Annotated in this window: 24 protein-coding genes and 1 pseudogene; 13 read left to right on the forward strand and 12 right to left on the reverse strand. The window is 69.3% G+C overall.

What is annotated here, in order from left to right:
- Nucleotide 1 precedes the first annotated feature (1 nt).
- The 6 genes from C1N81_RS02895 (at nt 2) to C1N81_RS02920 (ending at nt 3,705) form a co-directional block, all read left to right on the forward strand.
- Nucleotides 2-265 carry a hypothetical protein gene (locus C1N81_RS02895; protein WP_394426400.1) on the forward strand — a complete coding sequence of 88 codons (264 nt, stop codon included), beginning with the start codon at nt 2-4 and terminating at the stop codon, nt 263-265.
- A 75-nt stretch (nt 266-340) separates the two neighbouring features.
- On the forward strand, nt 341-1,342 hold the full coding sequence (locus tag C1N81_RS02900; protein WP_394426401.1) for a hypothetical protein: 1,002 nt from the start codon (nt 341-343) through the stop codon (nt 1,340-1,342).
- 56 nt (nt 1,343-1,398) lie between these two features.
- Entirely contained in the window at nt 1,399-2,058 is a 660-nt protein-coding gene (locus C1N81_RS02905; protein ID WP_394426403.1) for a hypothetical protein, read from the forward strand.
- Between the two features lie 57 nt (nt 2,059-2,115).
- Nucleotides 2,116-2,652: a hypothetical protein gene (locus C1N81_RS02910; RefSeq protein WP_394426405.1), complete on the forward strand. Its 537-nt coding sequence runs from the start codon at nt 2,116-2,118 to the stop codon at nt 2,650-2,652.
- A 43-nt stretch (nt 2,653-2,695) separates the two neighbouring features.
- Nucleotides 2,696-2,977, forward strand: a complete 282-nt coding sequence (locus C1N81_RS02915) for a hypothetical protein (RefSeq protein WP_394426407.1) — start codon at nt 2,696-2,698, stop codon at nt 2,975-2,977.
- Nucleotides 2,974-3,705 carry a hypothetical protein gene (locus tag C1N81_RS02920; RefSeq protein WP_394426409.1) on the forward strand — a complete coding sequence of 244 codons (732 nt, stop codon included), beginning with the start codon at nt 2,974-2,976 and terminating at the stop codon, nt 3,703-3,705. The genes C1N81_RS02915 and C1N81_RS02920 overlap by 4 nt, the downstream gene beginning before the upstream one ends.
- Before the next feature lie 93 nt (nt 3,706-3,798).
- On the opposite strand, the gene C1N81_RS02925 is transcribed toward C1N81_RS02920, so the two are convergent.
- The 10 genes and pseudogenes from C1N81_RS02925 to C1N81_RS02970 form a co-directional block, all read right to left on the reverse strand.
- Nucleotides 3,799-4,566, reverse strand: a complete 768-nt coding sequence (locus C1N81_RS02925) for a GntR family transcriptional regulator (RefSeq protein ID WP_394426411.1) — start codon at nt 4,564-4,566, stop codon at nt 3,799-3,801.
- A 209-nt stretch (nt 4,567-4,775) separates the two neighbouring features.
- Nucleotides 4,776-5,672 carry a hypothetical protein gene (locus C1N81_RS02930; protein ID WP_394426413.1) on the reverse strand — a complete coding sequence of 299 codons (897 nt, stop codon included), beginning with the start codon at nt 5,670-5,672 and terminating at the stop codon, nt 4,776-4,778.
- A 211-nt stretch (nt 5,673-5,883) separates the two neighbouring features.
- Nucleotides 5,884-6,375, reverse strand: a complete 492-nt coding sequence (locus tag C1N81_RS02935) for a hypothetical protein (protein ID WP_394426415.1) — start codon at nt 6,373-6,375, stop codon at nt 5,884-5,886.
- Between the two features lie 167 nt (nt 6,376-6,542).
- Nucleotides 6,543-6,958: pseudogene (locus C1N81_RS02940) on the reverse strand (NUDIX domain-containing protein).
- Between the two features lie 109 nt (nt 6,959-7,067).
- Nucleotides 7,068-7,898, reverse strand: a complete 831-nt coding sequence (locus C1N81_RS02945) for an SDR family oxidoreductase (RefSeq protein ID WP_394426417.1) — start codon at nt 7,896-7,898, stop codon at nt 7,068-7,070.
- 140 nt (nt 7,899-8,038) lie between these two features.
- Nucleotides 8,039-8,674 carry a hypothetical protein gene (locus tag C1N81_RS02950; protein ID WP_394426419.1) on the reverse strand — a complete coding sequence of 212 codons (636 nt, stop codon included), beginning with the start codon at nt 8,672-8,674 and terminating at the stop codon, nt 8,039-8,041.
- Between the two features lie 31 nt (nt 8,675-8,705).
- A complete protein-coding gene (locus C1N81_RS02955; RefSeq protein ID WP_394426420.1) occupies nt 8,706-9,317 on the reverse strand; it encodes a hypothetical protein in 612 nt (203 codons plus the stop codon).
- A 164-nt stretch (nt 9,318-9,481) separates the two neighbouring features.
- A complete protein-coding gene (locus C1N81_RS02960; protein ID WP_394426422.1) occupies nt 9,482-10,045 on the reverse strand; it encodes a hypothetical protein in 564 nt (187 codons plus the stop codon).
- 1,248 nt (nt 10,046-11,293) lie between these two features.
- Nucleotides 11,294-13,069 (reverse strand): hypothetical protein, encoded by a 1,776-nt coding sequence (locus tag C1N81_RS02965; RefSeq protein WP_394426424.1) that lies wholly within the window; start codon nt 13,067-13,069, stop codon nt 11,294-11,296.
- Between the two features lie 246 nt (nt 13,070-13,315).
- The gene (locus C1N81_RS02970; protein WP_394426426.1) at nt 13,316-13,759 is read right to left on the reverse strand and encodes a hypothetical protein; all 444 of its coding nucleotides are present in this window, start codon (nt 13,757-13,759) and stop codon (nt 13,316-13,318) included.
- 888 nt (nt 13,760-14,647) lie between these two features.
- Between C1N81_RS02970 and C1N81_RS02975 the strand changes: the two genes are divergently transcribed.
- The 3 genes from C1N81_RS02975 (at nt 14,648) to C1N81_RS02985 (ending at nt 16,849) form a co-directional block, all read left to right on the forward strand.
- On the forward strand, nt 14,648-15,436 hold the full coding sequence (locus tag C1N81_RS02975) for a ParA family protein (RefSeq protein ID WP_394426427.1): 789 nt from the start codon (nt 14,648-14,650) through the stop codon (nt 15,434-15,436).
- 421 nt (nt 15,437-15,857) lie between these two features.
- Nucleotides 15,858-16,403 carry a hypothetical protein gene (locus C1N81_RS02980; protein WP_394426429.1) on the forward strand — a complete coding sequence of 182 codons (546 nt, stop codon included), beginning with the start codon at nt 15,858-15,860 and terminating at the stop codon, nt 16,401-16,403.
- A 146-nt stretch (nt 16,404-16,549) separates the two neighbouring features.
- Nucleotides 16,550-16,849 (forward strand): hypothetical protein, encoded by a 300-nt coding sequence (locus C1N81_RS02985; RefSeq protein WP_394426431.1) that lies wholly within the window; start codon nt 16,550-16,552, stop codon nt 16,847-16,849.
- A gap of 532 nt (nt 16,850-17,381) precedes the next feature.
- Here C1N81_RS02985 and C1N81_RS02990 read toward each other — a convergent pair.
- Both C1N81_RS02990 and C1N81_RS02995 read right to left on the reverse strand, forming a co-directional pair.
- On the reverse strand, nt 17,382-19,169 hold the full coding sequence (locus tag C1N81_RS02990) for a hypothetical protein (protein ID WP_394426433.1): 1,788 nt from the start codon (nt 19,167-19,169) through the stop codon (nt 17,382-17,384).
- 202 nt (nt 19,170-19,371) lie between these two features.
- The gene (locus tag C1N81_RS02995; protein ID WP_394426434.1) at nt 19,372-19,674 is read right to left on the reverse strand and encodes a MazG nucleotide pyrophosphohydrolase domain-containing protein; all 303 of its coding nucleotides are present in this window, start codon (nt 19,672-19,674) and stop codon (nt 19,372-19,374) included.
- A gap of 190 nt (nt 19,675-19,864) precedes the next feature.
- Here C1N81_RS02995 and C1N81_RS03000 point away from each other — a divergent pair, with 190 nt between their 5' ends.
- From C1N81_RS03000 to C1N81_RS03015, 4 genes are all read left to right on the forward strand, one after another.
- On the forward strand, nt 19,865-20,683 hold the full coding sequence (locus C1N81_RS03000) for a methyltransferase domain-containing protein (RefSeq protein ID WP_394426436.1): 819 nt from the start codon (nt 19,865-19,867) through the stop codon (nt 20,681-20,683).
- 54 nt (nt 20,684-20,737) lie between these two features.
- Nucleotides 20,738-21,565, forward strand: coding sequence for an aminoglycoside phosphotransferase (locus C1N81_RS03005; RefSeq protein WP_394426438.1), 828 nt, complete (start codon nt 20,738-20,740; stop codon nt 21,563-21,565).
- A 261-nt stretch (nt 21,566-21,826) separates the two neighbouring features.
- Complete coding sequence (locus C1N81_RS03010) at nt 21,827-22,594, forward strand: SGNH/GDSL hydrolase family protein (RefSeq protein ID WP_394426440.1); 768 nt, start codon at nt 21,827-21,829, stop codon at nt 22,592-22,594.
- Nucleotides 22,595-22,600: 6 nt separating this feature from the next.
- Complete coding sequence (locus tag C1N81_RS03015) at nt 22,601-23,647, forward strand: XRE family transcriptional regulator (protein WP_394426442.1); 1,047 nt, start codon at nt 22,601-22,603, stop codon at nt 23,645-23,647.
- The last annotated feature ends 48 nt before the right edge of the window (nt 23,648-23,695 follow it).

The following is a 23,695-nucleotide window of genomic DNA, read 5'->3' on the forward strand; positions in this document are numbered from 1 at the left end:
CATGGCTGTCCTGCTCATCGGCCGGTGGGACGACAACGAGACCACGCTCACCATCACCGAGTCCCACCAGGTCCCAGACGGTGACCAGGACGCCGCCGACCGGCTGTTCGGTGAGGCGCTGCAGTCCGGGACCGGCGACTGGGCGTGCGCCTACGACGTGGACCGGCATCGCGACGCCGTGCAGCGCGCGTACGAGGAGGCCGCTCGGCTGGCCGGTGCCGACATCGAGGACGACGTCGAGCACTCCGAGCCCATCACCTACTGATCACCACTCGTGGGAGAGCGACATCGGCCTCCCGCCCGATCCTCTTCGGCTCTTCTCTCCACAGGAGTTCACATCATGAGCGACTGCCCCGGCCCGGCGCGTGCCACCATCTCGGTGCTCACCACCGAATCGATCATCGATCCCCTTCTCGACGCTCTGGACGAGCAGCAGCTCGACGAGCTGGCCCGGCGCATCAGCACCCGCCGTGTCGTACGGGTCAAGGCCCGGCTCCTGGCCGCGCTGCGCGCGGACAGCGCGGTGCTGCACCGCGACGGGCTCACCGACCATGCCGAGCCGGTCGCCCTGGTCACCTTCAGCACGCTGGACAACGACTACGACCCCGTGTGCTGGGACCTCAACGCTGTCGCCCGGCACCAGTCGGGGGCGAAGACGCCGGTCGACTACGGCGGGACCGACGTCGAGGGCGCGCTGCGCGACTACTCCAGCTTCACGTGTCCCGTCGCGGGATCGCGGCTCGTGGTGGACCTCAGCACCGGCCGGTCCACCGTCCGGGGCCCTGGGAGCCCGGGTGAACCCCAGCCTTGCCCGCGCAGGGTACGCCGCCGGGCCGCGCCCCACCCCCTTTCCTCTTCTGCTTCCCCCACTTCCGCAAGGACTTTCCTGATGAGTGACCGACTCGAATGGGCCCACGCCTCCAGCGGGGCTGAGCTGCTCTTTCCCGGCGAGGACATCGACGGAGCGGTGGTCGAGCCCGGCGAGATCGCCGTCGCCGTGTGGACCGGCAGCAACGGCATCGCCCTCCACGGCCCGAGAGACCAGGTGCGCGACCGGCTACTCCAGCTCGCCCTTGCCGTCCACGAGGCTCCCCCGGTGCCCTCCACCGACGCGTGCATCTCGGAAGAGGTGGACGAGAGGCGCTGGAAGCCCGGCCTTCCCCTCGAACAGTTCTCCATGAAAACCACCTTCCCGGACATCGCCATGTGTCGGAGGCCGCAGGGCCGGCCCGTCACCACCGACCCGCTCATGGCCACCTGTCCCGACTGCATCGATGCCTGGAACAGGCGAGAACACCTCACCCGGCTGAGCCTGTCCCACCCCATTCCCGCCCTGCCCTGACCCCCGTGGCCGGGCCCGTCCGATGCGGGTCCGGCTCCACACCCTGAGGACCACCGATGACCACCCGGAACGCCTTCACGGCCGCAGCCGAATCGCTCCTGGACGCACTCACCTCCGAGGCGTCCCAGTGGGCCGGCGACGACGCCGGGGACCGGCAGCTGCTCGACGCCGTCGACGCGGCGGCCCCCGGCGACAAGCTCACGCTGCTGCAGTCCTCCAGCCTCGTCCCCTCCCACCTGTCTCATGCGATCGGCGAGGCCCTGACCGTCCTGGACCCCGCCACCTACGCACCCCCGGCGGGCACCCGCCGGCGGGCGGAGGTGGCCTTCCTCGCCCTGGCCACCGTGATGGTCCGCGCCACCGGGACGAGCGTGGACGATGCCCGTGGGCGGGCGGAGGCCGCCACCGGCGAGGAGATCGACCCGGACGTTCCTCGTGCAGACGGCGTGCGTGTCAGCGCCCTGACCATCGAGCCGGGCACCGTCCGCCTGGACCAGCTCGGCGACGTTCCCGTCGCTGCGCCCGACGACCCGCAGGCCGGTGCGCCCGCCGCGCTGCTGCCGCCCGCGATCCGCGCCGCTGTCACCGACGTCGTCGACTACTGCTGGGCCAGCGAGGAGCGCGACTTCGCCGACCAGGACGACGACGGCCGCGCCCGGCACATCTTCACCGCGCTGCGCCTGCTCCGGTCCTACCTCGGCACACCGGCCGCGTAGCCGCCGCCCCCTTCTTTCGCGCGTTCCCGCCCGCCCTTGTCACTGAAAGGCCCTGGAATGGCCCTGACCGACCACAACGACGTCTTCTTCGGCTCGACCGACGACGCCTGGACCTTCGCCCTCCTGAACACGCCGGTCCCGGCCGGCCCCGGCATCCTCACCTCGGCCGGCTTCAGCCCGCGCGAGCACCTCGGACGCACCGTCTATCTGCTCGCCCCCGCAACCCCGGGCACCGCCGCCCGGACCGGCGACGCGATCGACCAACTCCTCCCCCACACACTGGACATCGTCGAGCTGGCCTGGACCTGCCACCACCGACCGGCCGGGGCCGACGCACCTCACGCCCGCATCACGGTCTGCGGCACTGCGGTGACCGCCACCACGACCTCACCCCGCGCCCACGCCGTGCTGGTCCAGGCCGGTTTCACCGCGTGCGCCGACGGGACACTGCGCCTGGCCGACGGGCTGGGCGAGGACGAGGCGGTCGGCCTGATCGTGCGCGCCGAGGCGCACCTTCTCGTCGAGGGCCTGCAGGTCCGCGTCGACCTCGGCATCGCCACCCCAAACGCCCTTCCCCCCGCACCGAGCCACTGACCCCGGCCCGGCCCTTCTCGCCCTGCCTTCCTGGAGACATGACGTGTCCGACCCCTATCTCCTGCGCGTCCGCGACGCCTCGATCACCGTCGTCGACGCCAGCCCCGAGGACGACACCCCCAGCGACGTCTACGAGATCGCCGTCTTCGGCGTCAGCGTCCTCATCCGCCGCCGCGCCCGGTGGGACGCCACCACCGACGTGCCCTACGTGCACATCGAGGACCAGAACGACGGCCCCGGCCTGCTGTTGGTCGAAGTGAACAACACGGGCGAGCACGAGCACCCCCGCCCCCGCCCCCGCCCCCGCTACGGAGTGATCGCATGAACTACACCGCCGCCCGCCAGATGATCGACCCGGACGCCGACTACGTCGTCCACGTCCGCACCGATGCCGGCTGGACCACCCCCGCCGATCCCGGTCATCGTCAACTCCCCGGCCTGGATGTCCTGGTGGCGGCCCGACGGGTCCTGCGGGCCGAGCCCGCCGGCACCGCCTGGTGCACGTCCGCCGAGGCGCTGCACCTGCGGTCCGGCGACGGCCGGTTGTGGCTGCGCTTCGTGCTCACCGCCGTCGCCGAGACCGACCTGTGCCCACGCCCCGGCTGCGCGGAATTCCTCCCCGACTCCGGCCGCTGCGCCTGCGCCGGCCGGCCCGCGCCCGATGACCGTGCCCCCGCCGGGCTGTGGCGGGTGCTCGGGCTGGCCGACTCCGCCATGGTGCCCCTCACGGGCAGCGATCTGACCGTGACGGACCTGGTGGTCCTTGCACGTGCCTGCCACCTGCTCGCCCAGCAGCATCACGCGGCGTCGGCCCGTACGCCGCTTCCGGCGGCGGCGCAGCCGCTGCTGGAGCGCCTGGCACTCGTCCTGGACGACCTCGACGAAGGCCGTCCGCACGCCGTTGACGTCGATGTCGCCTTTGAGCGCCATGAGTTGCTCACGCTCGCCGACGCTGCTCTGGCCCTCTACCGCGTGGGGGATGCCGGCGATGTCCTGGGCCGTCCATCGGTGTTGCTGCTCGCCCACCTCGCCTATGCGAGCGGACCGAACTGAGCGACCGGCCGATCGTGTGCCATGGGGCGAGTGGGTGCCGGCTGCGACGACCGCCGGTGCCCGACTCGCCCGATCCCCGCTGGGCGTCGGCGTTCACGGGTGCCGGGCACCGGTCCCCCCGGTCGGCCGGGTCAGGCAGTCGGGCTCCGTGACGCCCTGCTGGGCGGCCAGCTGCCGCCGGAGCTCGGCGAGTTCCGCGTAGAGCTCGTCGAGCGCTCTGTCGGTGATGGTGGACACGGTGTGGCGCAGGCCCGCGCCCGGTGCCTGTTTTCCGACGCCCTCTTGCGAGTCGTCCTTGCCCCGGGCGACGAAACTGCCCCGGCCGTGGACGGTGTGTATGAGTCCTTCGTCGCGCAGGACCTGCAGGGCCCTGCGGGCGGTCATGGAGGCCACCCCATAGCGCTGTTCCAGTTCGCGGCCCGACGGCATCCGTGTGCCATGGGCGAGTGCGCCCGTCGTGATCTGCTGACGGAGGTCGAGGGCAATCTGCTGGTACAGCGCCAGGCCGGGGGTGGTGCCGAAGGGATCGGCGGCGGCCGCAGAGGCGGGCGCCTTCTCGCGCCGCACGTAGGTGCCGCGGCCCTGGACGGTGTGGACGAGCCCCTCGTCCTTCAGCACCCGCATCGCGCTTTGCACGGTCCCGCTGGCGACGCCGAAGCGCTGTTGGAGTGCGCGAGCGGACGGCAGCAGACTGCCGGGCGCGATCGAGCCGCCCGTTATCTCCTGGTGGAGCCGGGCCGCGATGAGCCGGAAGGGAGGCAGGAGGCTGCGAGCCTGCGCGATGTCCTCGATCCACGACGGCGCGAAGCGCCGTCCGGTTGTCTCCGCGGACGCTGTTGCCGATGGTGCTGACGTCGACATGAGTGGTGTGGTCCCTTCTTCATCGTGGTGTTCATCTGCTACAGGTGTCGAACGCCGATGGCGTGTGACATGAAGCGGTGCGCCATCTCGCGGCCGCCGAGCGCAGGTGCCGCTCGGGCCGATGTGCGTTCCCTCGGTGGGGGTGGGCACCGCCGGAGCCGGACTCGCTGCGGCACGCCGGTGGGGGGCCGCCGTCACACGAGCACGGGTCACTGCGCAGAGTCGGCGGGCGGAGCGGGGGTCCAGGTGCTGGCTTCACGGGCGACGATGATCAGTGCTCGTTCCCTGACCAGGTCGTCGTGGACGCCGGGGTCGCCGGGCGGCAGCAGTTCCAGCGCGCGGTCGATGGTGGCCAGGGCCTCGCCGAAGCACCGCATCTCCCGCAGGGCGCCGGCTTCCCGGAACAGGGCCACCGGGTCGGTGCGCCGACGGAAGGGCGGCCGGGAGAGGATGCCCAGGATGTGCTGGTGGCGCTGGGGCAGCCCGTCGCCGAGCCACAGGCCGTGCAGCAGCGTGTGGAGCACCTTCACGTCGTCGCCGGCCTCGGCCAGGACCTCGTCCATCACCTTCAGTCCCTGCGGCTTGGACTGGCCGAGCAGTGCGAACGCGTACAGCGCCCGGGTGAAGACGTCCCAGGGGCCGCGGTGGGCACGCAGCAGTTCCTCCAGCGCGACGCGGCGGAAGTCGTAGCGCAGTGCGAGGCCCAGAAGATGGATGCGGGTCCGGACGATGATCTCGTCGGCGCCGCGGTCGGTGCTGGTGGGGATCTGCTCGCTCAGGCGGCGGCCGTCGCGACGGGCCTGCCAGGCCACGTCGGCGAGGAAGGCAGCCGATTCCTGCCAGCTGGTTCGGGCCACACGCATCCAGTGCTCGGCGCGCGCGGTGAACACGGTGTCGGGGGCGTCGCCGACGTCGACCTGGGCCAGCGCTAGCACGCCCGGCCGCAGCTGCGGAATGTGCAGGGCCTCCTCGAGCAGGGGCCGGATGCCCGGTTCGCGCAGCAGTTGGCGTGCCTGGGTGAGCCGGGCGGGCCGCGCGGCCGGCGGCTGCCGGACGAAGGCGAGGACGTCGGCGGGCAGGGTGGGCGTGGTCGCAACGATGGTCATCAAGACGCTCCTGGATCGCGTGCGGTAGCCGAGGGAACTTCCCTCTCACCGGCTACAGGTGCGAGTCCGGGCCGCGGTGTGACACCCGCGGCGGATTTCTCGCGATCCGGCCGACGACCCGCACCGACGATCCACGGGGCCGCTGTCTCGGTAGAGGTGGAGCAGTTCTCGCGTCATGGTCGGCGGATGCCTGTTCGTCTCGACCGCGGCGTCAGGTGCGCTCGGGCGGGTTCCGCCGGTACGTCGCCGCTTCCAGGCAGTGTGCCCAGTTCGCGAGTCCGGTCTCGATCCGCGCGAGCGCGGAGTACGAGGTGTGCTGGAGGATCAAGGTGGCGTGGTTCAGCTCACCGGCGGCAACGGCCTCGGCGGACTTCTGCCAAGAGGTCTGGAACTCCCGCTCCATCGCCGCATCGAAGTCGTTCTCGGGCAGCCCTGCCGTCAGGTCGTCGGGCAGTTTCAGCAGCGCCCGGGACAACAGCGCGTCCAGGGCGCGCTCGCTCTCGCTCAGGGACTTGGCGGTGCCGGTCGCCTCCGGGACCTCCTCGACGGGTATGGAGATGCCGGTGGCGATGGCCCCGTCCATGGCATCGAGTACGTCGGCGATGTCAGGGAGATCTTCGGCGAGGTAGCGGATGCGTCCCAGGGCTCGGGCCATGGCAGGCAGCAGGACCTCTGCGTGCTCGGACAAAGGGTTGGAGGACACACGGGCTCCGTCGGGTCGGATCGGCGTTGCAGGCAAGTGGTGTGCACCATAGGCAGGTTGAGCGTCGAACGTCTGGCAGTTCCCGGAGGATGCGGATCGACGCTCTCGACGGCCCGGCCCGGCCCGCGGGCGAGCTGGCCCGCCTCGTGATCAGGATGCTGACCGGGTCATAGCCCGATCGCGGACTTCGGCCCCATGTAGGAGCCGGCACCCGGGAACTGCTCCCGGCACAGCGTCGTGAAAGTCTGGCTGAACCCCAGCTCCGGCAGACGGTCCAGTGGCACGAACTCCACCTGCCGGATCGGGCGCGTATCCGCGCCTTCCGCAACGACTCCGACCTGCCCACCGACCCGGTGGGCCTCGAAGGTGATGTGGACGACATGAGCCGACGTCACGTCGCAGACATAGAGGAGACGGCCGACCTCGACCTCGACGCCCGTCTCCTCCCGCATCTCGCGAACCAGGGCCTCCTTGAGGGTCCGCCGTTCTCGACCTTGCCTCCGGGCAGGGACCACGACCGGGTCCCTTCGGTGTCCTGGTCCAGCAGCAGGATCGCGTCGTCCTCGACGACGACGCCTGTCACACGCGTATGCACCCCGCAACGCTAGCGCCGGCCGGAGGACGGATGAGTGACGATCACACCCGTGGTCGCGCCGGGCCGCCGAGCTCTACTGCGCGCCGGCGGTCGGCGCTCAGGTGCCGGCGGCGAGGAAATCGCGGGCGCCGCGGAGCGTGGTGCGGAGCCTGCTTTGGGTGGCGCGGCTGTCGAGGCGGACCTCGAGGGCTCCGGGAAGTGCCGTGTCCGCCCGCAGGGCCGGGACCAGCCGGGAGGGGTCGAGCCCGTCGCGGCGAGCGATGAGGAGGCCGAGTTCGTGCCGGGTGACGGCCTCGGCACCCGCGAGGTGGTGCACGCCGTGCGCGTCAGAGCCGGCCAACTCCAGCAGGGCGGCGGCGAGATCGGCGACGTGAACCGGGCAGCGGACGTCGTCGGTGAACAGCGCTCCCTCGCGGCGGCCGGCCGCAAGGTCATGGACCGCGCGTACATGTACGGAGTCGATGCCGCCGATGATGAGCGAGGTGCGGGCAACTACGGCGTCGGGGGCAAGGTAGCGGACGCTGGTCTCGGCCGCGGCCTTCGCGGCGCCGTAAGGGGTGATCGGGTCAGGGTGGCACGTCTCGTCGTAGGGACCGCCGCGGGCGCCGGAGAAGACCGCGTCGCTGCTGACGTGGACCAGGCGGCAGCCGTACTTCACCGCAGCCAGTGCCAGACGTGCCGGTCCCTCGGCCGTGACCTCCCAATCAGCATCACCGCTCGTCGTGTTGATGATGACGCTCGGGGCAGCCTCGGCGACCAGCTCGTCCAGACGGTCGGCGTCGCGCAGGTCCAGGGCGTACCAGGTGGTGCCGGGGAAGCTGCCCGGCCGGGTCGCGTAGGTCGCAGCGGTGGCGTGGCCGTCCGCCGTCGCCTGGCGCACCAGCTCGGCGCCGAGGAATCCGCTGCCGCCGACAATCAGGACCGTCATGTCGCGTAACCGTAGACGATGGGCCCCTGCTGCTGCGGCCGGTTGCGGATGCGCGTACCCGGCCGGAGCCAGGGTCCGGAGACGGGGCGGTGCCCGGGAAGGGGTCGGGGTCTGGCCGGGTGGCGTTCGCCGGTCCGGGGCTATGCCGCGGAGGGGTGGTCCAGGTCCCGGCCGGTGAATGCCTTCGCCTTCGTCCCGGCGGCTTGGAGGCGGTCGCGCGCGGCGGCTGCGCTTCCTGCAAGGCTCCCGCCGGAGTCGGCCTCGCAGATCGACTCCGCGGCCGAGCGCAGCAGCAAGCCGGCCTGGGCGCCGCGGCCGTGGCGTAGTTCTTCCTCGGCGCAGTCCACCGCGGTCTTGGCCCACTCGGCGGCCGCGGACCCCTCGCTGCGGACCGAGGCGGCCGCCAGCGGGCGCAGAACAAGCAGTTCCATCTCCGCGACCGGCTGCATCAGCACGTGCTTGCGGCACTCGCGCACGACGGTCGCCGTGGCGGACGCGAGCATCGCCGTCATGACGATGGCGAACACCGTGGTGAGGATCCAGGAGTTGCTCGCGAGGCCGCTGCCGCCCAGTTCCTCCCGCATCGCCTGCTCCACCCGGGGCAGCCCGCTCGCCGCGGCCACGAACACTGCCCATGTCGCGGCGAGCGCGGCCGCGCGCCGGCCGATCTGGGCTGGCCGGACCCGGAAGGCGAAGGGCAGGAGCAGCTGGACCGCACCGAGGACGGGAGGCAGCAGGACCAGGAGGTTCCACACGATGTACCGCCCGCTGATCACCTAAGGCCTCCTCTGGTGCCGGACCCCGGTGTCACACACGCCACTTCAGGGGCTCCTTGTAGAAGCCCTGAGAGTAGGTGACGTCGGTGATCTTCGTGTCCACGGGCAGCAGGTAGGGCTCGCAGACGGTGCGCTGCTCCCCCGGCTTCCAGATGTCGTCCGTGCCCAGCTCGGTGCGGCCGTTGTTGCCCAGGCAGTCCTTCGGCCGGCTCCTCAGATCGCCCATCAGCACCAGGAGCCTCTGGGCCGGGCTCCCGTTGACCTCCGCACCGACATCGCTCATCACGAGGGTGTCCTTGGCCGCCTTGCTGCCGACGTTCTTCGCCTTCACGTAGACCCAAGCGACCTTCTGCGCCTTGTACTTGCCCGGGTCATCGAGCTCCTTGAGGTCCTCGTGCGTGCCCTCAACCACCTTCACCGGCGTGATCTGGAACTTCGAGGCCGCCTGTCCCAACTCCTGTACCGGGCCGGGCTGGCCGAGAACGAGCTGCTTCGGCGTGGCCGAGGCGCTGCTCTCCGAACTGTCCTTCGCCGTGGCGCCTGTGCCGGCTCCGCACGCGGTCAAGGTGCAGACAGCTGCCGTCATCACGGCCGCCGACAACAGGTACGGACGACGTGTCGGCGCGGGCTGCGGGGGGTGCATGAAGAGGTCCCTCGGATCCTGTGTGCCCCGGCGCTGCTGGCCGGGGTACGGGTTTCTATCGGCGGCATGAAGGTGGCCGCGTCGGCATCCGGCGAGGTGCGCGGCTGACCAAGCGCGGCCAAGTCGAGGCGTCGGGGCCCGGGCTTCGGGCCCTGGCCCATCGATCAGGAGGAGACCTCGTTGATGATGTTGGCGAGGACCCAGATCGCCCAAGCCAGCGGCACCAGCGCCACCAGGGACGAGGCCCTCCGCAGGACCTCTTTTCCGGGACGCGCCCCGTAGCCGGGAATGCGTCCCGCCGGGTCGGACAGCCTGTTCACCCGGCCCAGCGCGACCCGGTTGGCGATCAGGGTGCCCGGGGTGAACAGGACCAGGCTCAACGGGGACCACCAGCCCTGCCAGAGCGTGCCCGCGGTCTGCTCCCGGTAGACCGCGGTGCCGCAGTCACGGCAGAACGGTCCATCGATCCGGTTGAACCTCATCAGGAACAGCAGCCCCTGGTGGCGACGGAATGTTGCCATCGCAGCGGGAGCTGCCCCGCACACCCGGCACACCGCCTGCACAGCGGCCGGCGCCGCGAAGCCGACGCCCGGCACCCCGCCCGCGCCGGGCGGCATCTGCCAGCCGCCCGAGGGCGTGCCGCCGCTCCCCTGCTGCGGCGGCACGCTTCCCGGCGGATACGGCAGACCCGGATGACCAGGCTGAGCGGACGAGGGCGGGACGGTCATACAGCAAGATCCTTAATCGGTGCGGGCGCAACAGCCTGGCTACGCGGGATGGGAGAACGGGGCCAACAGCCAGGCCGTGTCCCCCGTTGACACAGGACGCGGCAGGTCCAAGCGGAAGCCTTCGACGGCGTTCTCGGCGGAACGGAACACCGCGGGCACAGCGGCAGGCCGCCGCCGGGCCGGGACGTCGACCACGGCACGCTGCTGCAGAGCAAGGGGACGTTGCTGCACGAAGGACACCTCCATCACCCCGGCCGGCCCACCGGCCGGGCGCCTGCGAACACTCCGCGAACGGTTACTTCTTGGGGATCGGCGGGGTCGGCGCCGGGTTCGTGCCGTACGGGTTCGCGCACTTGTAGAACACGTACCCCCGCACCTTCTTGCCGTCCGACTTCCGCGTCACCGTGCCACGGGTGTACCACGTCTTCTCAGCCCGCTTGTACGCAAACTGGTCATACGCAATCTTGTCGCCCTTGTACGCCACCCCCACCGCAGTCGCGTTCTTCGCCGGCGACTTCCTCACCTTCACCGCCGAGCAACTGATCTTCCCGTGCCCCGTGTCCGCGGCCTGCGCACCAGGCGCCAGCAACACACCCGACGCGACCAACGACGCACCCAGAGCACCAACCGCAACAAGACGGCCAGCACGCGCACCTATCGGCATAGATCTCAACCCATTCCTCATCGACTACACAGACACGCACCCACGCCACCGAGCCCGACCATCAGGTTCGAGACATCCCCAGCAAGGCCGGTGCCCAAGGGCGACTCCAGTCCGACCCGGCTCGCTCGCGGCTCCAGCGAGGCAAACCAGATGCATCCACAACCAACCCCGACATCGCGCACCGGCCCGGTCGTCAATCCGATCACCTCACACCCCACTCAGCCAGGACCACCTTTTTCCGGTAGTTGATTTTCCGCAATATCACGGTCCTCAATATGCGGCTCTCTAGCCCTCCTTGAGGCTTGTTCCAATTTCAATCCCTCTTTCACTCCCCCCGCCCCGCGGGGCTACTGGAGGGGCTCAGGTTAGAACATCTCTGCCGCAGTGAGAGGACGCATTCCTAGAGAAGTAGAGGTCCTTGATCGCAAAGTTCGGCCCTAGCGAGACGTAAACGAAGAAGCAAGAGGCTCACGCTGGATCCAAGGAGGTCAAAGTGCCTTCGTGATGGCACGCCAAAGGGCCCGTCTGCTCATGACCAGACAGGCATCAAAGGTTGTTGTGCGATCCGGTTGAACTCAGGCTCGCTACTCAGGGGCTTCGGCGCGCACGGAGGCCGACCGGTGACTGCGGTGCCGCAACCGTTCATTCCATGCAGATAGGATGCGTTGAGGTACGGACTGCTCTACCCAGTCGGGGAATTTTGAGACCGAGTCAGCCTCTACGCGGGCGTTTTCCCGGAACCATCTGAATGCGGAACTCCAGAGGCTTCGGAGGGTGCTGCGTGCCTGACGGTTCTTAAGCAGCCTGTCGACTTGCCGTTCTCGCTGTCCTGATGTCCCTAGTTCGACGGCGAGGAGTTCCTGGTCAATGCGTTGACGTGTCCACATGCGGGCTCTCTGTGCCGCAAGGCCATACCGCTCGAGCTTCCGCAGGCGAAGCCGAGCAGCCGTGTGAGAGATGTTCAGGACCGCGGCCACCGATTCGACGGACTGTGGAGTCGAATCATCGAGCGCACGCCAGGCGAGCATTGCCGGTTTGCCGATGGCCTTCCAGCGAGCGATATCGCTTCCGAGGTCATCTTCCGCGTCGAGATCGTGAGGCAGCCCTGTGCTGACATCGATCGGCTTCGGCAGTTCAGGTGCCAGCTTCTCGCATTGAGCTTTGAAGCATTCTGGGATCAGGAGCCGATACCTTGTGGCTGTAGATGCTGTATGAGTCTCGATCACCTTCAGCCAACCGCGAGTGTGAATCCGCTTGAGCGACTCGCGAGCCGTCGCTTCGCATACTCCTGATGCAACGGCGATGACTGAAAGGCCCGCAGAGAAGTCGACGCCTCCTTGTGCATAGGCGATCCGCCCGATTGCCTCACAAACGGCCTTGTCTGTTCCTCCTGATGTGCCGCGCCAGACGTCGCACACCAAAGCGGAATTCCAACGCGCGACGCGGTCTAGTGCCTCAGCTCGGCTAACGATGCGCGGTTCGGACCAGGATCCTTGGCGCGACAAGGCCAGGGACCAGAGACGCTCTACTTCGGACTCTTGCCAGGCGGGCCTTCTGGCGCGAAATGTCTCCCCGAGTGCATTTTGAGGATCTAGCAGAGCGGTGCGAATGAATTCGTGGCCTCGCCCGGAAGAGACGGCGGCTAGGGCAAATGCCATGCGACCGTTGGACGCGCTCTCGTATCCCCCTGCGGTGTGACCCTCGCGGAGAACACGCTCCATCCGGCGAGACAGCGGTGTGACCCCCAACGCCCGTGCGAGGTTGACCACTTGGGCCCTGGTTGGTGAAGCCGCCCTGAGTACTGCATAGGCATCTTCGAGCGTGCCAGACACGGTGGAAGACGCACCTGAACGATGTGGCGCCAGGGGAGGCCGGACGCCGCGGGTGCGGATGTCCAGTCCTGCCTCTCGGCACTGACGTTCGATCGCGTCGCGGACTGAGGGCGCCGTTGAGCCGAGAACCAAGATCAAGTGCTTGTGCCCCGGCCGGCCTGACTGGACGAGCAGGTTGTCGATCTTGGAGGTGCAAGCCGCCCAGCGGAGACGATCAAAGGCGGTCTGGCGGAGCTGGGCGTCCCGGGAGGGGATGCCTGCAATGTCTAGGTCGACCACGAGGAAGCGGCGATCCGGCCGCACAGCGAATGCAGCTCCGCTCGACGCGAGGCTCTCAAGGTCGGCCCACCCCGCCGACGTGTTGTCCGGATTGATCTTGAATCCGCGATGGGCTCCGGACAGCGCAGCCGCGAACGCGAGGACCCAGTGCGACGAAGGTGAGGGATCTTGGAAAGGCCGGAATCTGACGTTTTGGGGGTACTTGAGTGTGACGCTGTCGGCGTCCGCTAGTGAAATCGAGGTCGTCACGGCTAAACTGGCTCCTGGAGCAATGAGGGCGTACTGAACTAACCGCTTGGCCGGACTTGCGAGGTCGGTGGCCAGCGGATTGGTGAACTGGTGGCTTCTCTGAGAGCTCCTTTCTGGGGGGTGTCCCCCTCTGGGTGTAGGGGCGGGCCTCGGGAGGGCCCGCCCCAACCATTCCTGGTCGTGATGTGCGGTCTGTGCGACAGTCCAGAAGCCGTCGGGAGTCGACTATCTGAACCGGCGTGGTGACTACGCGGCCGCTATCAGGGCATCGACATCGAACGCCTCAGGCTCCCGGCGCCGGAAGTCGGCTAGCCAGGCACCTACGCCAAGAACTCGGTAGTCGCGGAGACCTGCCGTCGCGTCGAAGCGCTCCCCCGGCGTGTGGGTCATTCGCATGTACTCGCCGGCCACCACGAGGTCTGTCGACTCGGTGATCTGCCCCGCTCGCAGGTCTTGCCGGATCATCTCGATCACTCTGCGGTCTCGATCGGCCTCGGCCTTGGACGCGCGAGTTTGGAGGTGAGCCAGGGCCTGGGCCACAACCAACTCGCCACCGGTGTACTTGAGCGTCGCCTGATCCCGCTCGAGGAACCCTTCATTGACGAGTTTGCCGAGGGTGACCCCGTGCAGCCCGGTGAGTTCGCTGACGCGACTGCCGGACAGGAGGCGGCGAGACGTGGGCCGGCCCATCTATACCCCTCACAACGGTCTTGGCTTCGGCGGTTCCGAAGGCATGCTTCACGGCCGCTGGAACGGCGGCCCTGTCTACCTGCCTTGAACATACACGACGTGTTTGGCAGTTTGCGGCCTTGCCCTGCCTTCGGTGTGTCCGTTTGTAGGACTGCGCGTGACCGAAGGCTAGGGGTGCCTGCTTCGCCTTCTGACGACCCGCCACCGAGAACATCCCTCCTAGTTCTTGCGCGCATCGTCCGGCCATCCCGAGGCGCGCTCGCGCGCCTGACCAGGGCGTTAGGTTGCTTTGGGTGATCACGATCGGGTCAATTTAGCCATTTATCGATGCATGGACCGCAGAGCGGCGGTGCCTCAGAACCTTGCGGAGCCCCCGAACAGGAGCCCGTGTTGACGGAGCGGCGAAACCGGATGCGGGGTCGACCTTGCTAGCGTGTCCCGTACACGACGTGTACGGCGGCGTCGTGTGGTTATCGGTTGCTGCCGGCCGCGGTTCCGGACCGAGGCCGCAGCGGGAGGCGGTACTCGGTGATGACGTCGCTCTGCGTGGACTGTGCCCCGTGCTACGGCCGCCGACTGTGCTGCCCGGGGGGGTGTCAGATCACGGGGGCTCTCCGGATCCGGGTCTGCGGAGCGGACGTCGAGAGTGCGTCTGGAGCGCCCCTCGTTGCTCTAGAGTCACGTACAGCGCGCTGCATCCGCGCGAAGGGCAGGTCTCTTCGGGCAAGATGGGCGCCATGTGGCCGGTGATCCACCAGCCGAAAAACCACAGACGCCCACCGGGGAAGGGGTCCCCGATGGGCGTCAACCGAGCCGACCCTCACCCAGCGCAAGGAGAAGAAGAGTCGTGACCACCTACGATAGCCGCCCTGTCGAGAGCGCACTGACATGACAAATGAAGCCCTCACCGAACTGGCTGCGGGGGTCGCAGCGGCGACCTCCGCTCCCTATGTCCCTCCCGTCCAGGATCCGGACATCATCGCCGTGGCCGGCTTCAAGGGCGGCGTGGGAAAGAGCCGCACCGCGAAGGAATTGGCGGCCATCTTCCAGGCCGTGCTCACCGACTTCGAGTGGGACTGGGGCGGAGTCACACGCGCATGGGGTTACTTCGAAGAGACACGCCAGAAGGCGCCCCTGCTTGAGGCCTTCCGAACGGGACGGACGCCTCGGCCACTGTCGGGCCAGGGTCGCAAGCCGGATCTGATTCCGGGGCACACGGACTTCGAGCGGAACCAGCCCAAGGCGCAGGTAGTAGCCGAGTCCCTGACGCGTTGGGCTCGCGAGCTCGAGCGTCGGCTCGTGGTCGACACCCACCCCGGTGGGAGTGAGTCGACGTACGGCGCGATGGCGGCGGCCCGTGTCACGGTCGTTCCAGTTGTTCTCGGTGATGACGAGCTTCGAGCCCTAGAGGGGCTGCTGCGCACGCTCACGGACTACCCGCTCTTGCTGATCCCGTACAAGATCGGTCGCAGCCCCGCGGCCTGGGCTCTCGACGAGCTCGAGCGCCTGGCGGTCAAGTACAAGGCACAAGTGGGGCCGCCGGTGAGCAACTACAGCTGGATCCCGAACAGGCGGACCCGAACGCCGATTTGCGCCAGCCCCCCGTCCGCTCGTACTTCCTCCTTCGTCGAGGAGATGCAGGAAGTAGCGAAGGCGGTTGATAGCTATGGCCGCTGAGCAGGAAGCAGAAACTCCTGAGTCTGCCGCACAGTCCGGTGGCATCGGAGCGCTGCGCGCGAGGCGCAGCGCCAACAGTCGGACCAAGTCAAGCACGAAGAAGTCAGAGACTGAGGCCTCAGACAGCCCGTCGACCGGCGGGCACGTGAGGCGGGAGGCACCCCGGCCTTTCCATCAGAAGGCAGTCACGTCGACCGATGAGGCGGCAGCACCTACAGCTCAGGCTGAGACGAAGAAGGACGCCCGTCCTGCTGAACAGCCCCGAGTTGCAGAGAAGGCCCCCCCTCGCGAGTCGGCGGGACCTGCAGCAGCTGATGGCCGGAACGATGGAGTTCCGTCTCAGGCAGGAGCGCCCGAGCAAGACGCCACAGCCGCAAGCCCTACGCATGGTTCTGCCGAGCAGGAGGCGGCGCCGACAAAGGTGAGCAGTGGCGACCTCGTCGTAGCGGCCTTCGCGAGTCGAGCCCCTGCTCTCTCGCTGAACGCTGCGACATGGGATCAGCATGTGGTGCCGCCTCATGCCAACTTCCCGCGAGCCGAGGAAGTACTCAATCAGCGCTTCGTGGATCGGGAGACGCTTAACGCCTCGGTGCCGAAGAAGCTGGACATCCCCTATCGCGTCGAGGTGCTTCGCGTCGTTTCGGGGATAAACCACATCCCGCCTGCCGATCTGGTGGCCGTCGCGGTCGACTGGTTCCTGCGAGGCGCTAAGCCCTCACCTGAGGAGATGCTCCCTCCGTGGAACACCTACGTCGGGCCGGGGACCCCCGACGGTTTGGTGCAGGCCGAGGACGCGCTACAGGAGCGGTTCATCGACCGGGAACAGCTCAAGTGGCAGACGCCTTCAGCTCTGCAGCTCGGCCAGCGGCTGGCCATGTATCGGGTGATGAACCGACTGACGAAGGTTCCCGTAGGCGACATCGTCACAGTCGCCGTTGATCGGTGGCTCCGGGTAATGCAGTACTAGCACGCCTCCCCACGGAAGCGCCGCCCTTCGCCCGCGTGGCGATCGGCGGCGCTTCCGTCGTACTGACGCTATGCTTACGGCTAGTGGCCTAGCCGTTTCTACGGCTCGCCGCCTAGCCGTAAGATCATGGATGGACGGAGTGAATCGTGAGCGAGGCGTCACCGCTGTTGCGGCGAGCTGAGGAGCTGGTAGCCCTCATTAAGGCGCAGGAGGATGGAGGGATCTCGTCGGGTGCGATCGAAGTGCACCCCGAGACTGCAGACCTGCTGAGCCGCAGCAGAGTCCCTAGGGAACAGTTGAACTACGCAGTCCCGGAGGTTCTGGAGCTCAAGCAGAGGCTTGCCAAGTACTGCCTAGAGAACGACGATGCCTCGACTCCAGGCAACGTCGTAGCTGGCGTAGTGGACGCCTTTCTCCGCTCGAAGGGATACCTGCCTCTCTCGTGAAGAGGCCGTTTCTCTTCAGGGCGACAGTGGAAAGGAAGCCGCAACGAGCGCTCGTAGATGGTTCGGCCGAACGAGCGTCAGCGCTAGGTTCCTGTCATCGCAGGCGGCAGCACCGCGGTCTTCGGCGCCGGCTTCCGCGATCAGGCCCCAGGGGCTAAGCCGGTGGGCAGCGATCTGGCCGGTGGTGAGATGCGCGGTGGTGAGAGCCCTCCGCGTTAGAGCAGCAGCACGTGGTCTATCGCGTGCACCTGGCGTGAACAGCGGACCCGTTTCAGCGCGCGAGGCCGGGTAGCCGGTCTGTCCGTACGATCGAGGCGCTCTGGCAGGCTGTCCGCGTCCCGCTAGATCCAGTGATCGCGGAGGTGGTGTTACGGCAGACCGCCGCCATGCAGGTGTTGAGCCGCCGGACCTCCCCCGAGCCTGACATTGCCACGGCCGATGTGTTGGCCCCGACTGAGCAGGCTCGCGCACAGCGCCGGCGGACTGCGTGCGCGGAGGCGCTACGCACGCGGCGGCCTGCGGGACGCCCCCGTCAGGATGTCTGCGCCTCTGCGGGCGTGGGGTCCAGGGAGTCGAGGAGCTGGCCGAAGGTGATCTTTTCGTCGTCGTAGTCGAAGGTCATGGCGGCGGCGAGGGCCTCCCACCGGTCGGTGTTGCGCCCGCAGTGCTCCAGCAGGATCTTCAGGGCGACGTCGGGTTCGTGGCGGGCGAGGACCTCGTCGGCGGGGATCTGGCGCAGGTGCTCCAGGGTGCGGTAGCGGGACTTCACGACGGCGCGGTAGACCTCGGAGCGGGAGAGGATCTCACCGGCGGCGGGGGAGTCGAGCCAGGACTGCAAGACGGCGGCGGGGTCGGGGTGCTTGCCGAGTTCATCGTCGTCCACCAGCCGCACCACACCGTCGTCCTCGTTTTCGGGCACCGGGACGGCGGCCGCCGCGGCCAGGAACCAGTCGGGGCCGCCGGCCTTCTCGGCGATCCAGGCCAGTTCGGCGGGGTGCAGCCCGTTCAGGACGTCCGCGACGCCGGTGCGCGGGGTGTATGGGTTGGCGGCGAGGGTGGCCAGGGCCTGGACCCGGCGGTGCTCGGAGTGGCGTTCCAGGAGCCGGGCCGGGCGGTCGCGGTCGGGATCGACGTTGTCCAGGACGCGGATCAGGGTCCGGCTCGGCTTGGGGGAGACGACGGCCGGCGGATCCAGCCGGGCGAGCTGGGCGCAGGCCCCGCCGAGGTGGCCGGGGTTGGCGCTGATGAGGGCCAGATCCTCGGCCAGGCGCAGGACGCGGCCCTCGAATTCGTAGTCGTTCTCCTGCTTGTCGGACCAGGTGAGCAGCTGGCCGCGGGTGACGAGCGCGTCGGCGGCCGCGTGCAGCTGGTCCGCGGCGAGGTCGGCCAGGCGCGGGTTGGTGTGGACGCGGTTTGCGAGGTGGTGCAGGGTCCGGCGGGCGGTCACCTGCGGGTTGGGCAGGTCGGCCAGTTCGGGCAGGCACAGGGCCGGGAGGCAGGCGAGCAGCAGTTCCTCGTTGAGCGCGGGCGCCGGGTCGGCGGGGACGTCCTCGCCGTCGGGGTCGGCGGCGCGGAGCCGGGCGTCCTCGAGGGCCTGCGTCTCGGCCTGGTCCAGCAGCAGGTGCTGGACGGCCGCCCCGAGTACGGGGTGCGCGGTGAGCTGCGCCCACCGCTCGGGGCAGCGGGCCAGCATCGCCCAGCCGTCGCGGCCGCTCAGCTCCAGCGACCAGTCCTTCGAGTGCGCGGACACGGCCTCCCAGCCCTCTTCGGGCTCCGGGTGAAGCAGGTACGCGGCGAGCGGGGTGAGGCAGGCTTCCAGGACTGCGTCGAACAGCTTCTGCGGCACGGGCGGGGCCGGCGGAGTGTTCTTGGTGCGGGTGTAGCGGTCGGGGTCCCAGTCCCGGACGACCCGCTCCACTTCGTGCTGGGGGAGACGGGGCAGGAGCGCGATGGCCGCCTCGACCTGGTGAGGGTGGCGTGCCAGTGCGGAGATGAGCCCGGCCCAGGCCCGGCGGTGCCGGAGGATGGCGGGCACGTCGGCGGCGGTCACTGTGCCGTCGGCCGCCAGGTCTGCCAGTGTCTTCTCGTCGGCGTGGACCAGGAGCCGGCCGCGCAGCCGTTTGGCAGGGGTCCGGGCCAGCAGCGCGGGCAGCGCGGCCTTGAGGGCTTCCTCCCGCCACCCGTCGGCCTGGGCGTCGAAGCCGTCCGGCGTCATCGCCGGAGTGCACAGGGCTTCGATCACCGTCTTGAGGGCTTCCTTGGGCAGGTCCTCCCTCATCGCGATTTCCCGCCACAGCGGGTAGGTACGGGCGTTGACCATCCTCGGATCCCCTCCACTCCTGACCCGGCGTCACCGCCCGGTTGCCATCCGTGGAACGACCGTACGGCGCACCCGGGCCCGAGCGGGGGGCGATCCACGAAGTCGCCTCGCCTCCATGCGCTGCGCCCGGTGCCTGCGAGGGCGCGGAAGGTCAGGGGCGCGGGATGAGCGCGCGAGTTCCAACGCTCCGATCGTGAGGCGACTAACCCTCGACTCGCTGGAGCGTGCCGTTTGTCCCGAGCGCGTACTCGCGATGGGTGTTCTTCTCGATCTTGCGGGTGACCTCGTGGGCCAGGTCGACGTTCTGCATCTGGGCGAGGGCGACGAGGTACAAGAACACGTCGGCGAGTTCCTCGCCGGCGTCGGGCAGGCCCTTGCGCCAAGCCGTGAAGGCCTCGCCAACCTCAGCGTTGAGCAAGCCGAACTCAAGTGCGATGTCAGTGGTGTTGAAGCCCTTGGTGAGCTTGTTCTCCCAGGCAAGCCTCTGGGCTTCGGCGATGTCCACGGGGTCCCCTTGACGGTGCTGTGCGACTTCTGGGGAACCTTAGCGAGGCACAGGGTCCTGATATGGGTAGACGGACGGAGTTCAGCCAGTGGACCGCCCCGCTGCGAATGGTTCGACGCCCGCCCTCCCTTCCGCTCTGAAGAGGTGCGGGTCGCCGGGCCTGCATGGAGCCAGAGCGAGAAGAGATGCCATGAGTAGTCCCGCACACGGTTTCACCGCGGTGGATACACAGCCCGCACCGGCGACATGGGTAGGCGTACTGGACCGCCTGGACAGCGAGCCGTTCTACGCCGACTACAAGAAGCGCCTCCATGAACTCCTCCGCCCGAGCGCCGGCGAGACGCTCCTCGAAGTCGGGGCCGGGACCGGTGAAGCCGCCCGCGCGGCAGAAGACCGCTACGCGGTTGACGTGGTCGCCGTCGACCAGTCCATCACCATGGCCGGCGAGTGCCGGGCCCGCGGCACCTCCCAGGTTCTCACGGCGGACGCGCACCGGCTTCCGTTCCGCACCGGACGTTTCTCGGGAGCGTGGGCAGACCGCGTTCTCCAGCACGTCGACGACCCCCACGCGGTCCTCGACGAGATGATTCGCGTCGTGCGCCCCGGTGGGCGCATTGCGCTCGCAGACCCCGACTACGACACCCAGGTCCTCGACATCAGCGACCAGGACCTCGCACGCCGTGTTCTGCGTTTCCGCGCCGACCACATGCTGCGCCACGGAACTCTCGCCCACCGACACGCTGGACTCCTCGCCGACCGGCGCCTCACCGACATCACCGTGGAGCCCCGCACACTTGTCGTACGGGATCCCCAGGCGGCCGACCGCGTGATGGGGCTCCGGACGTGGGCGCACACCGCCGCGGACCACGGGCACCTTGAGGTCGGTGAAGCCGACCGGTTCGTCGCCCTGTTCGACGAGGCAGTCAGCAGGGACAAGTTCCTCTACGCCGTCACGTTCTTCCTCACCGGTGCAACCCGCCCAGACACGCATGCGCCCGCAGCCGCCTGACCGACTCGCGCTGGGGACCGGTCGGCGACGGGTGGGTCTGGCATCCTGACCTTCATGGTCACCACTCGCCTGCACTGGTCAGACCTTCCGGCGAAGACGCGGGCCGCGATCGAGGCGACGACCGGCCCGATCCACCAGGCCGAGACCGTATCGGGCGGGTACAACAGCGAGATCGCCGTACGGCTCGACACCGCCCGTGGAACGCTCTTCGTCAAGGGGCTGCGCAGCGATCACCCGCGTGCCTGGACCCAGGGCCGAGAAGCCGCGGTCGCCCCGCACACCGGCGGCCTGGCTCCGAGCCTGCTGTGGCGGGTGAGAGAGACTGGCTGGGATCTCCTCGGCTTCGAGTTCGTCGCCGAGGGGCGTCATGCCGACTATTCGGCCGGCTCGCCCGACCTTCTGCTCCTGGCCGATGCCCTCACGCGGCTCGCCGAGACGACCGTGCTGGACATCGAGCTGAAACGCGCCGAGAAGCGCTGGGCCGCCTACATCCCCGAACCGCGGCACCGCGCCGCGCTGGCCGGCGAGCGCCTCGCCCACACGGACTTCAACCCGGAGAACGTGCTGATCGCTCACGAGCGGGCCTTGATGGTCGACTGGGCCTGGGCGACCCGCGCGGCACCCTGGCTCGACCCGGCCCTCGCCTGTATCTGGCTCATCGCCACCGGAGAGCAGACCCCCGCCCAGGCCGAGCAGTGGGCTGCGCGGATGCCGGCCTGGCACACGGCCCCCCGCGACGCACTGAACGCCTTCGCACAGGCCAACGCGAGGCTCTGGACCGAGATCGCCGAGGAGAACCCCGGACCTTGGTCCGCTTCACTGAGGGACGCGGCCGGACGCTACGCCGCCTTCCGCAGCACGACATGGGCCACGGAGCGATGAGTGGCCCTGACCGGGGCCGACCGCGACAGGCGCCCCGGCTGCGTGAGGAGCCACACCTCGGTGCTCGACCCGCTAAACGGCACCCGTCAACGAGCGCATCATCCCTTCGAGCGCTCTCGCGGGAGACTCACCGCCAACTCCACCGCGCGGGCCTAGAGTTGCCGCGTCCGCTACGCGCCCACCCGGGAGGAGGTCCCCGTTGCATCACCGATACCGCCCTGCCGCCGCTCCCACCGTGCCGTGCGCCCGGGTCTCTTCCTCATGACCTCGCCCCGCACCCCGCAGTCCTTACGGATCCTGTGGCTCGGCACCTCGATCATGGAACACCGCCAGGCCCACAGCCCCCGTCTGACCGACCCTGCCACCCTCGCCCAGGTCGGCGAGACGGTCCGGATCACGGAGCACCGCTCCACCGGCTACGTCCACCACGTCCACCTGGCGCTCCAGCTCGCCCACCCCCGCGTCTCCTTCATCTGCGACAACCGCGGGCAGGGCGGCGCCACCGCCCGTGACCTTGCCACGGCCGCCCACGCACTGCCACCGCACCCGCGCTACGACCTTGCGGTCTACGGATGCGGCATCAACGACGTCTGGCGCGCCCACCAGGGGCGCACGGCCGAGGCCGTGTCCATCCAGGAGTACGCCGAGCACTACGCCGCCACCCTCGCCGTCCTGACCGGGCGAGCCCGCCGCGTCCTGTGCGTCTCCGAGACCCCGTTCGGTCCGGTCGGCTCCCCGGGCAGCGTCGACTCCATGAACGGCGATCTCGACCGCTACAACCAGGCCGCCGCCCGGACCGCCGCTGCCGCCGGAATCCCGTATATCGACGTCTGGGCACCGTTCACCCAGGTCGCCCGCGAATTCGCGCACCAGTCAGGGCGGGAGCAGGCGACGCTGTGGAGCGACGGGGTCCACCTCTCCGACCTCGGCGTCACTCTCCTCGCGCAACACGTGGCAGCGCACCTGCGCGACGAGCGTGTCATCGAGCAGCTCCTGCGGGCACCAGTCGACCCCAGCGAAGGACGGTGACTCCCCGTGCACCGGCGGACGTTGATCACGGGCCTGGCGGCCACCACCGCCACAGCCTTCGCCTCCCCTTTCCCGGGGACCGCCGCACCCGCCCGGATGGAGCAGGCCGTCCTCGGCTCGCTGCTTGTTGCCCGCCTGCGCGACGCCATGCTCGGGGGCGGCCAGGCGCCGGCGGAGCCGCCGCCCCAGTCGCTCGCCGGACCCTTCGCTGGCGCGCTCGCCGACTTCGATGCCTGCCGCTACGCCCGACTCACCGTCAGCCTGCCCCTCCTGGTCCGCGCCGGCCACGTGCTCGCCCTCAGTGGAGGGGACACCGACCAGTACGCGCTGCTGGCCAAGGCCTACCTGCTGGCCACCCGCATGCTCGTCAAACTCGACGAAACCCACCTCGGCTGGATCGCCGCCGACCGCGCCCGCCAGTTCGCGAACGCGGCCGGCGATGCCCTCGCGGTCGCTGAAGCCGCCCGCCAGGCGGCCGTGCTGGCGAGGAGGGCCGGTCGGCACAACGAGGCGCTGTCCCTCGCCCTGTCCGCCGCGGACCAGCCCGACTTGCGCCGCGTCGGCCGGGCCGGCACCGCGCTGCGTGGCCTCCTGGTCCAGAGCGCCTCGTACACGCTCGCCCGCCGCGGAGACCGTGACGGGATGCGGGAACTGACCGATGAGGCCGCCGCGATCGCCAACGAGATCGGCCGCGTCACGCTGCCAGGCAACCAGGGCGGGTTCAGCCCGCTCACCGTTCAGCTCCACCGCATCAGCGCCGAAAATCACGCCGGCGACCCGCGGGCCGCACTCGATGCCGCGCACTCGCTCCCGCTCAGCGCCCTGCCCAGCGTGGAACGCCGCTCTCGCGCGCTCGGCGACATCGCTGCCACCTACGACCGCCTCGGCCGACGAACCGACTGCATCCGAACGCTGCTGGCCGCCGAACGGATTGCACCCGAGGAGGCCCACGCCCGCCCGGCGACGAAGGCGCTGATCTCCAGCCTGCTGCGCTCCGGACCGACATCCACGGACCTTCGCGGACTGGCCGAGCGCAGTGGCGTCCTCGCCTGACAGCCGAACTCCGCAGCATCAAGCGGAACTTGGAGAGTGGCGGCCCAC

Source organism: Streptomyces sp. SGAir0957 (assembly GCF_043523415.1).

Coding starts and splice junctions, on each gene's coding strand:
- C1N81_RS02895 (WP_394426400.1), top strand. CDS start 2: ATGGCTGTCCTGCTCATCGGCCGGTGGGACGACAACGAGACCACGCTC.
- C1N81_RS02900 (WP_394426401.1), top strand. CDS start 341: ATGAGCGACTGCCCCGGCCCGGCGCGTGCCACCATCTCGGTGCTCACC.
- C1N81_RS02905 (WP_394426403.1), top strand. CDS start 1,399: ATGACCACCCGGAACGCCTTCACGGCCGCAGCCGAATCGCTCCTGGAC.
- C1N81_RS02910 (WP_394426405.1), top strand. CDS start 2,116: ATGGCCCTGACCGACCACAACGACGTCTTCTTCGGCTCGACCGACGAC.
- C1N81_RS02920 (WP_394426409.1), top strand. CDS start 2,974: ATGAACTACACCGCCGCCCGCCAGATGATCGACCCGGACGCCGACTAC.
- C1N81_RS02925 (WP_394426411.1), bottom strand. CDS start 4,566: ATGTCGACGTCAGCACCATCGGCAACAGCGTCCGCGGAGACAACCGGA.
- C1N81_RS02930 (WP_394426413.1), bottom strand. CDS start 5,672: ATGACCATCGTTGCGACCACGCCCACCCTGCCCGCCGACGTCCTCGCC.
- C1N81_RS02945 (WP_394426417.1), bottom strand. CDS start 7,898: ATGACGGTCCTGATTGTCGGCGGCAGCGGATTCCTCGGCGCCGAGCTG.
- C1N81_RS02955 (WP_394426420.1), bottom strand. CDS start 9,317: ATGCACCCCCCGCAGCCCGCGCCGACACGTCGTCCGTACCTGTTGTCG.
- C1N81_RS02960 (WP_394426422.1), bottom strand. CDS start 10,045: ATGACCGTCCCGCCCTCGTCCGCTCAGCCTGGTCATCCGGGTCTGCCG.
- C1N81_RS02970 (WP_394426426.1), bottom strand. CDS start 13,759: ATGGGCCGGCCCACGTCTCGCCGCCTCCTGTCCGGCAGTCGCGTCAGC.
- C1N81_RS02975 (WP_394426427.1), top strand. CDS start 14,648: ATGACAAATGAAGCCCTCACCGAACTGGCTGCGGGGGTCGCAGCGGCG.
- C1N81_RS02990 (WP_394426433.1), bottom strand. CDS start 19,169: ATGGTCAACGCCCGTACCTACCCGCTGTGGCGGGAAATCGCGATGAGG.
- C1N81_RS03000 (WP_394426436.1), top strand. CDS start 19,865: ATGAGTAGTCCCGCACACGGTTTCACCGCGGTGGATACACAGCCCGCA.
- C1N81_RS03005 (WP_394426438.1), top strand. CDS start 20,738: ATGGTCACCACTCGCCTGCACTGGTCAGACCTTCCGGCGAAGACGCGG.
- C1N81_RS03010 (WP_394426440.1), top strand. CDS start 21,827: ATGACCTCGCCCCGCACCCCGCAGTCCTTACGGATCCTGTGGCTCGGC.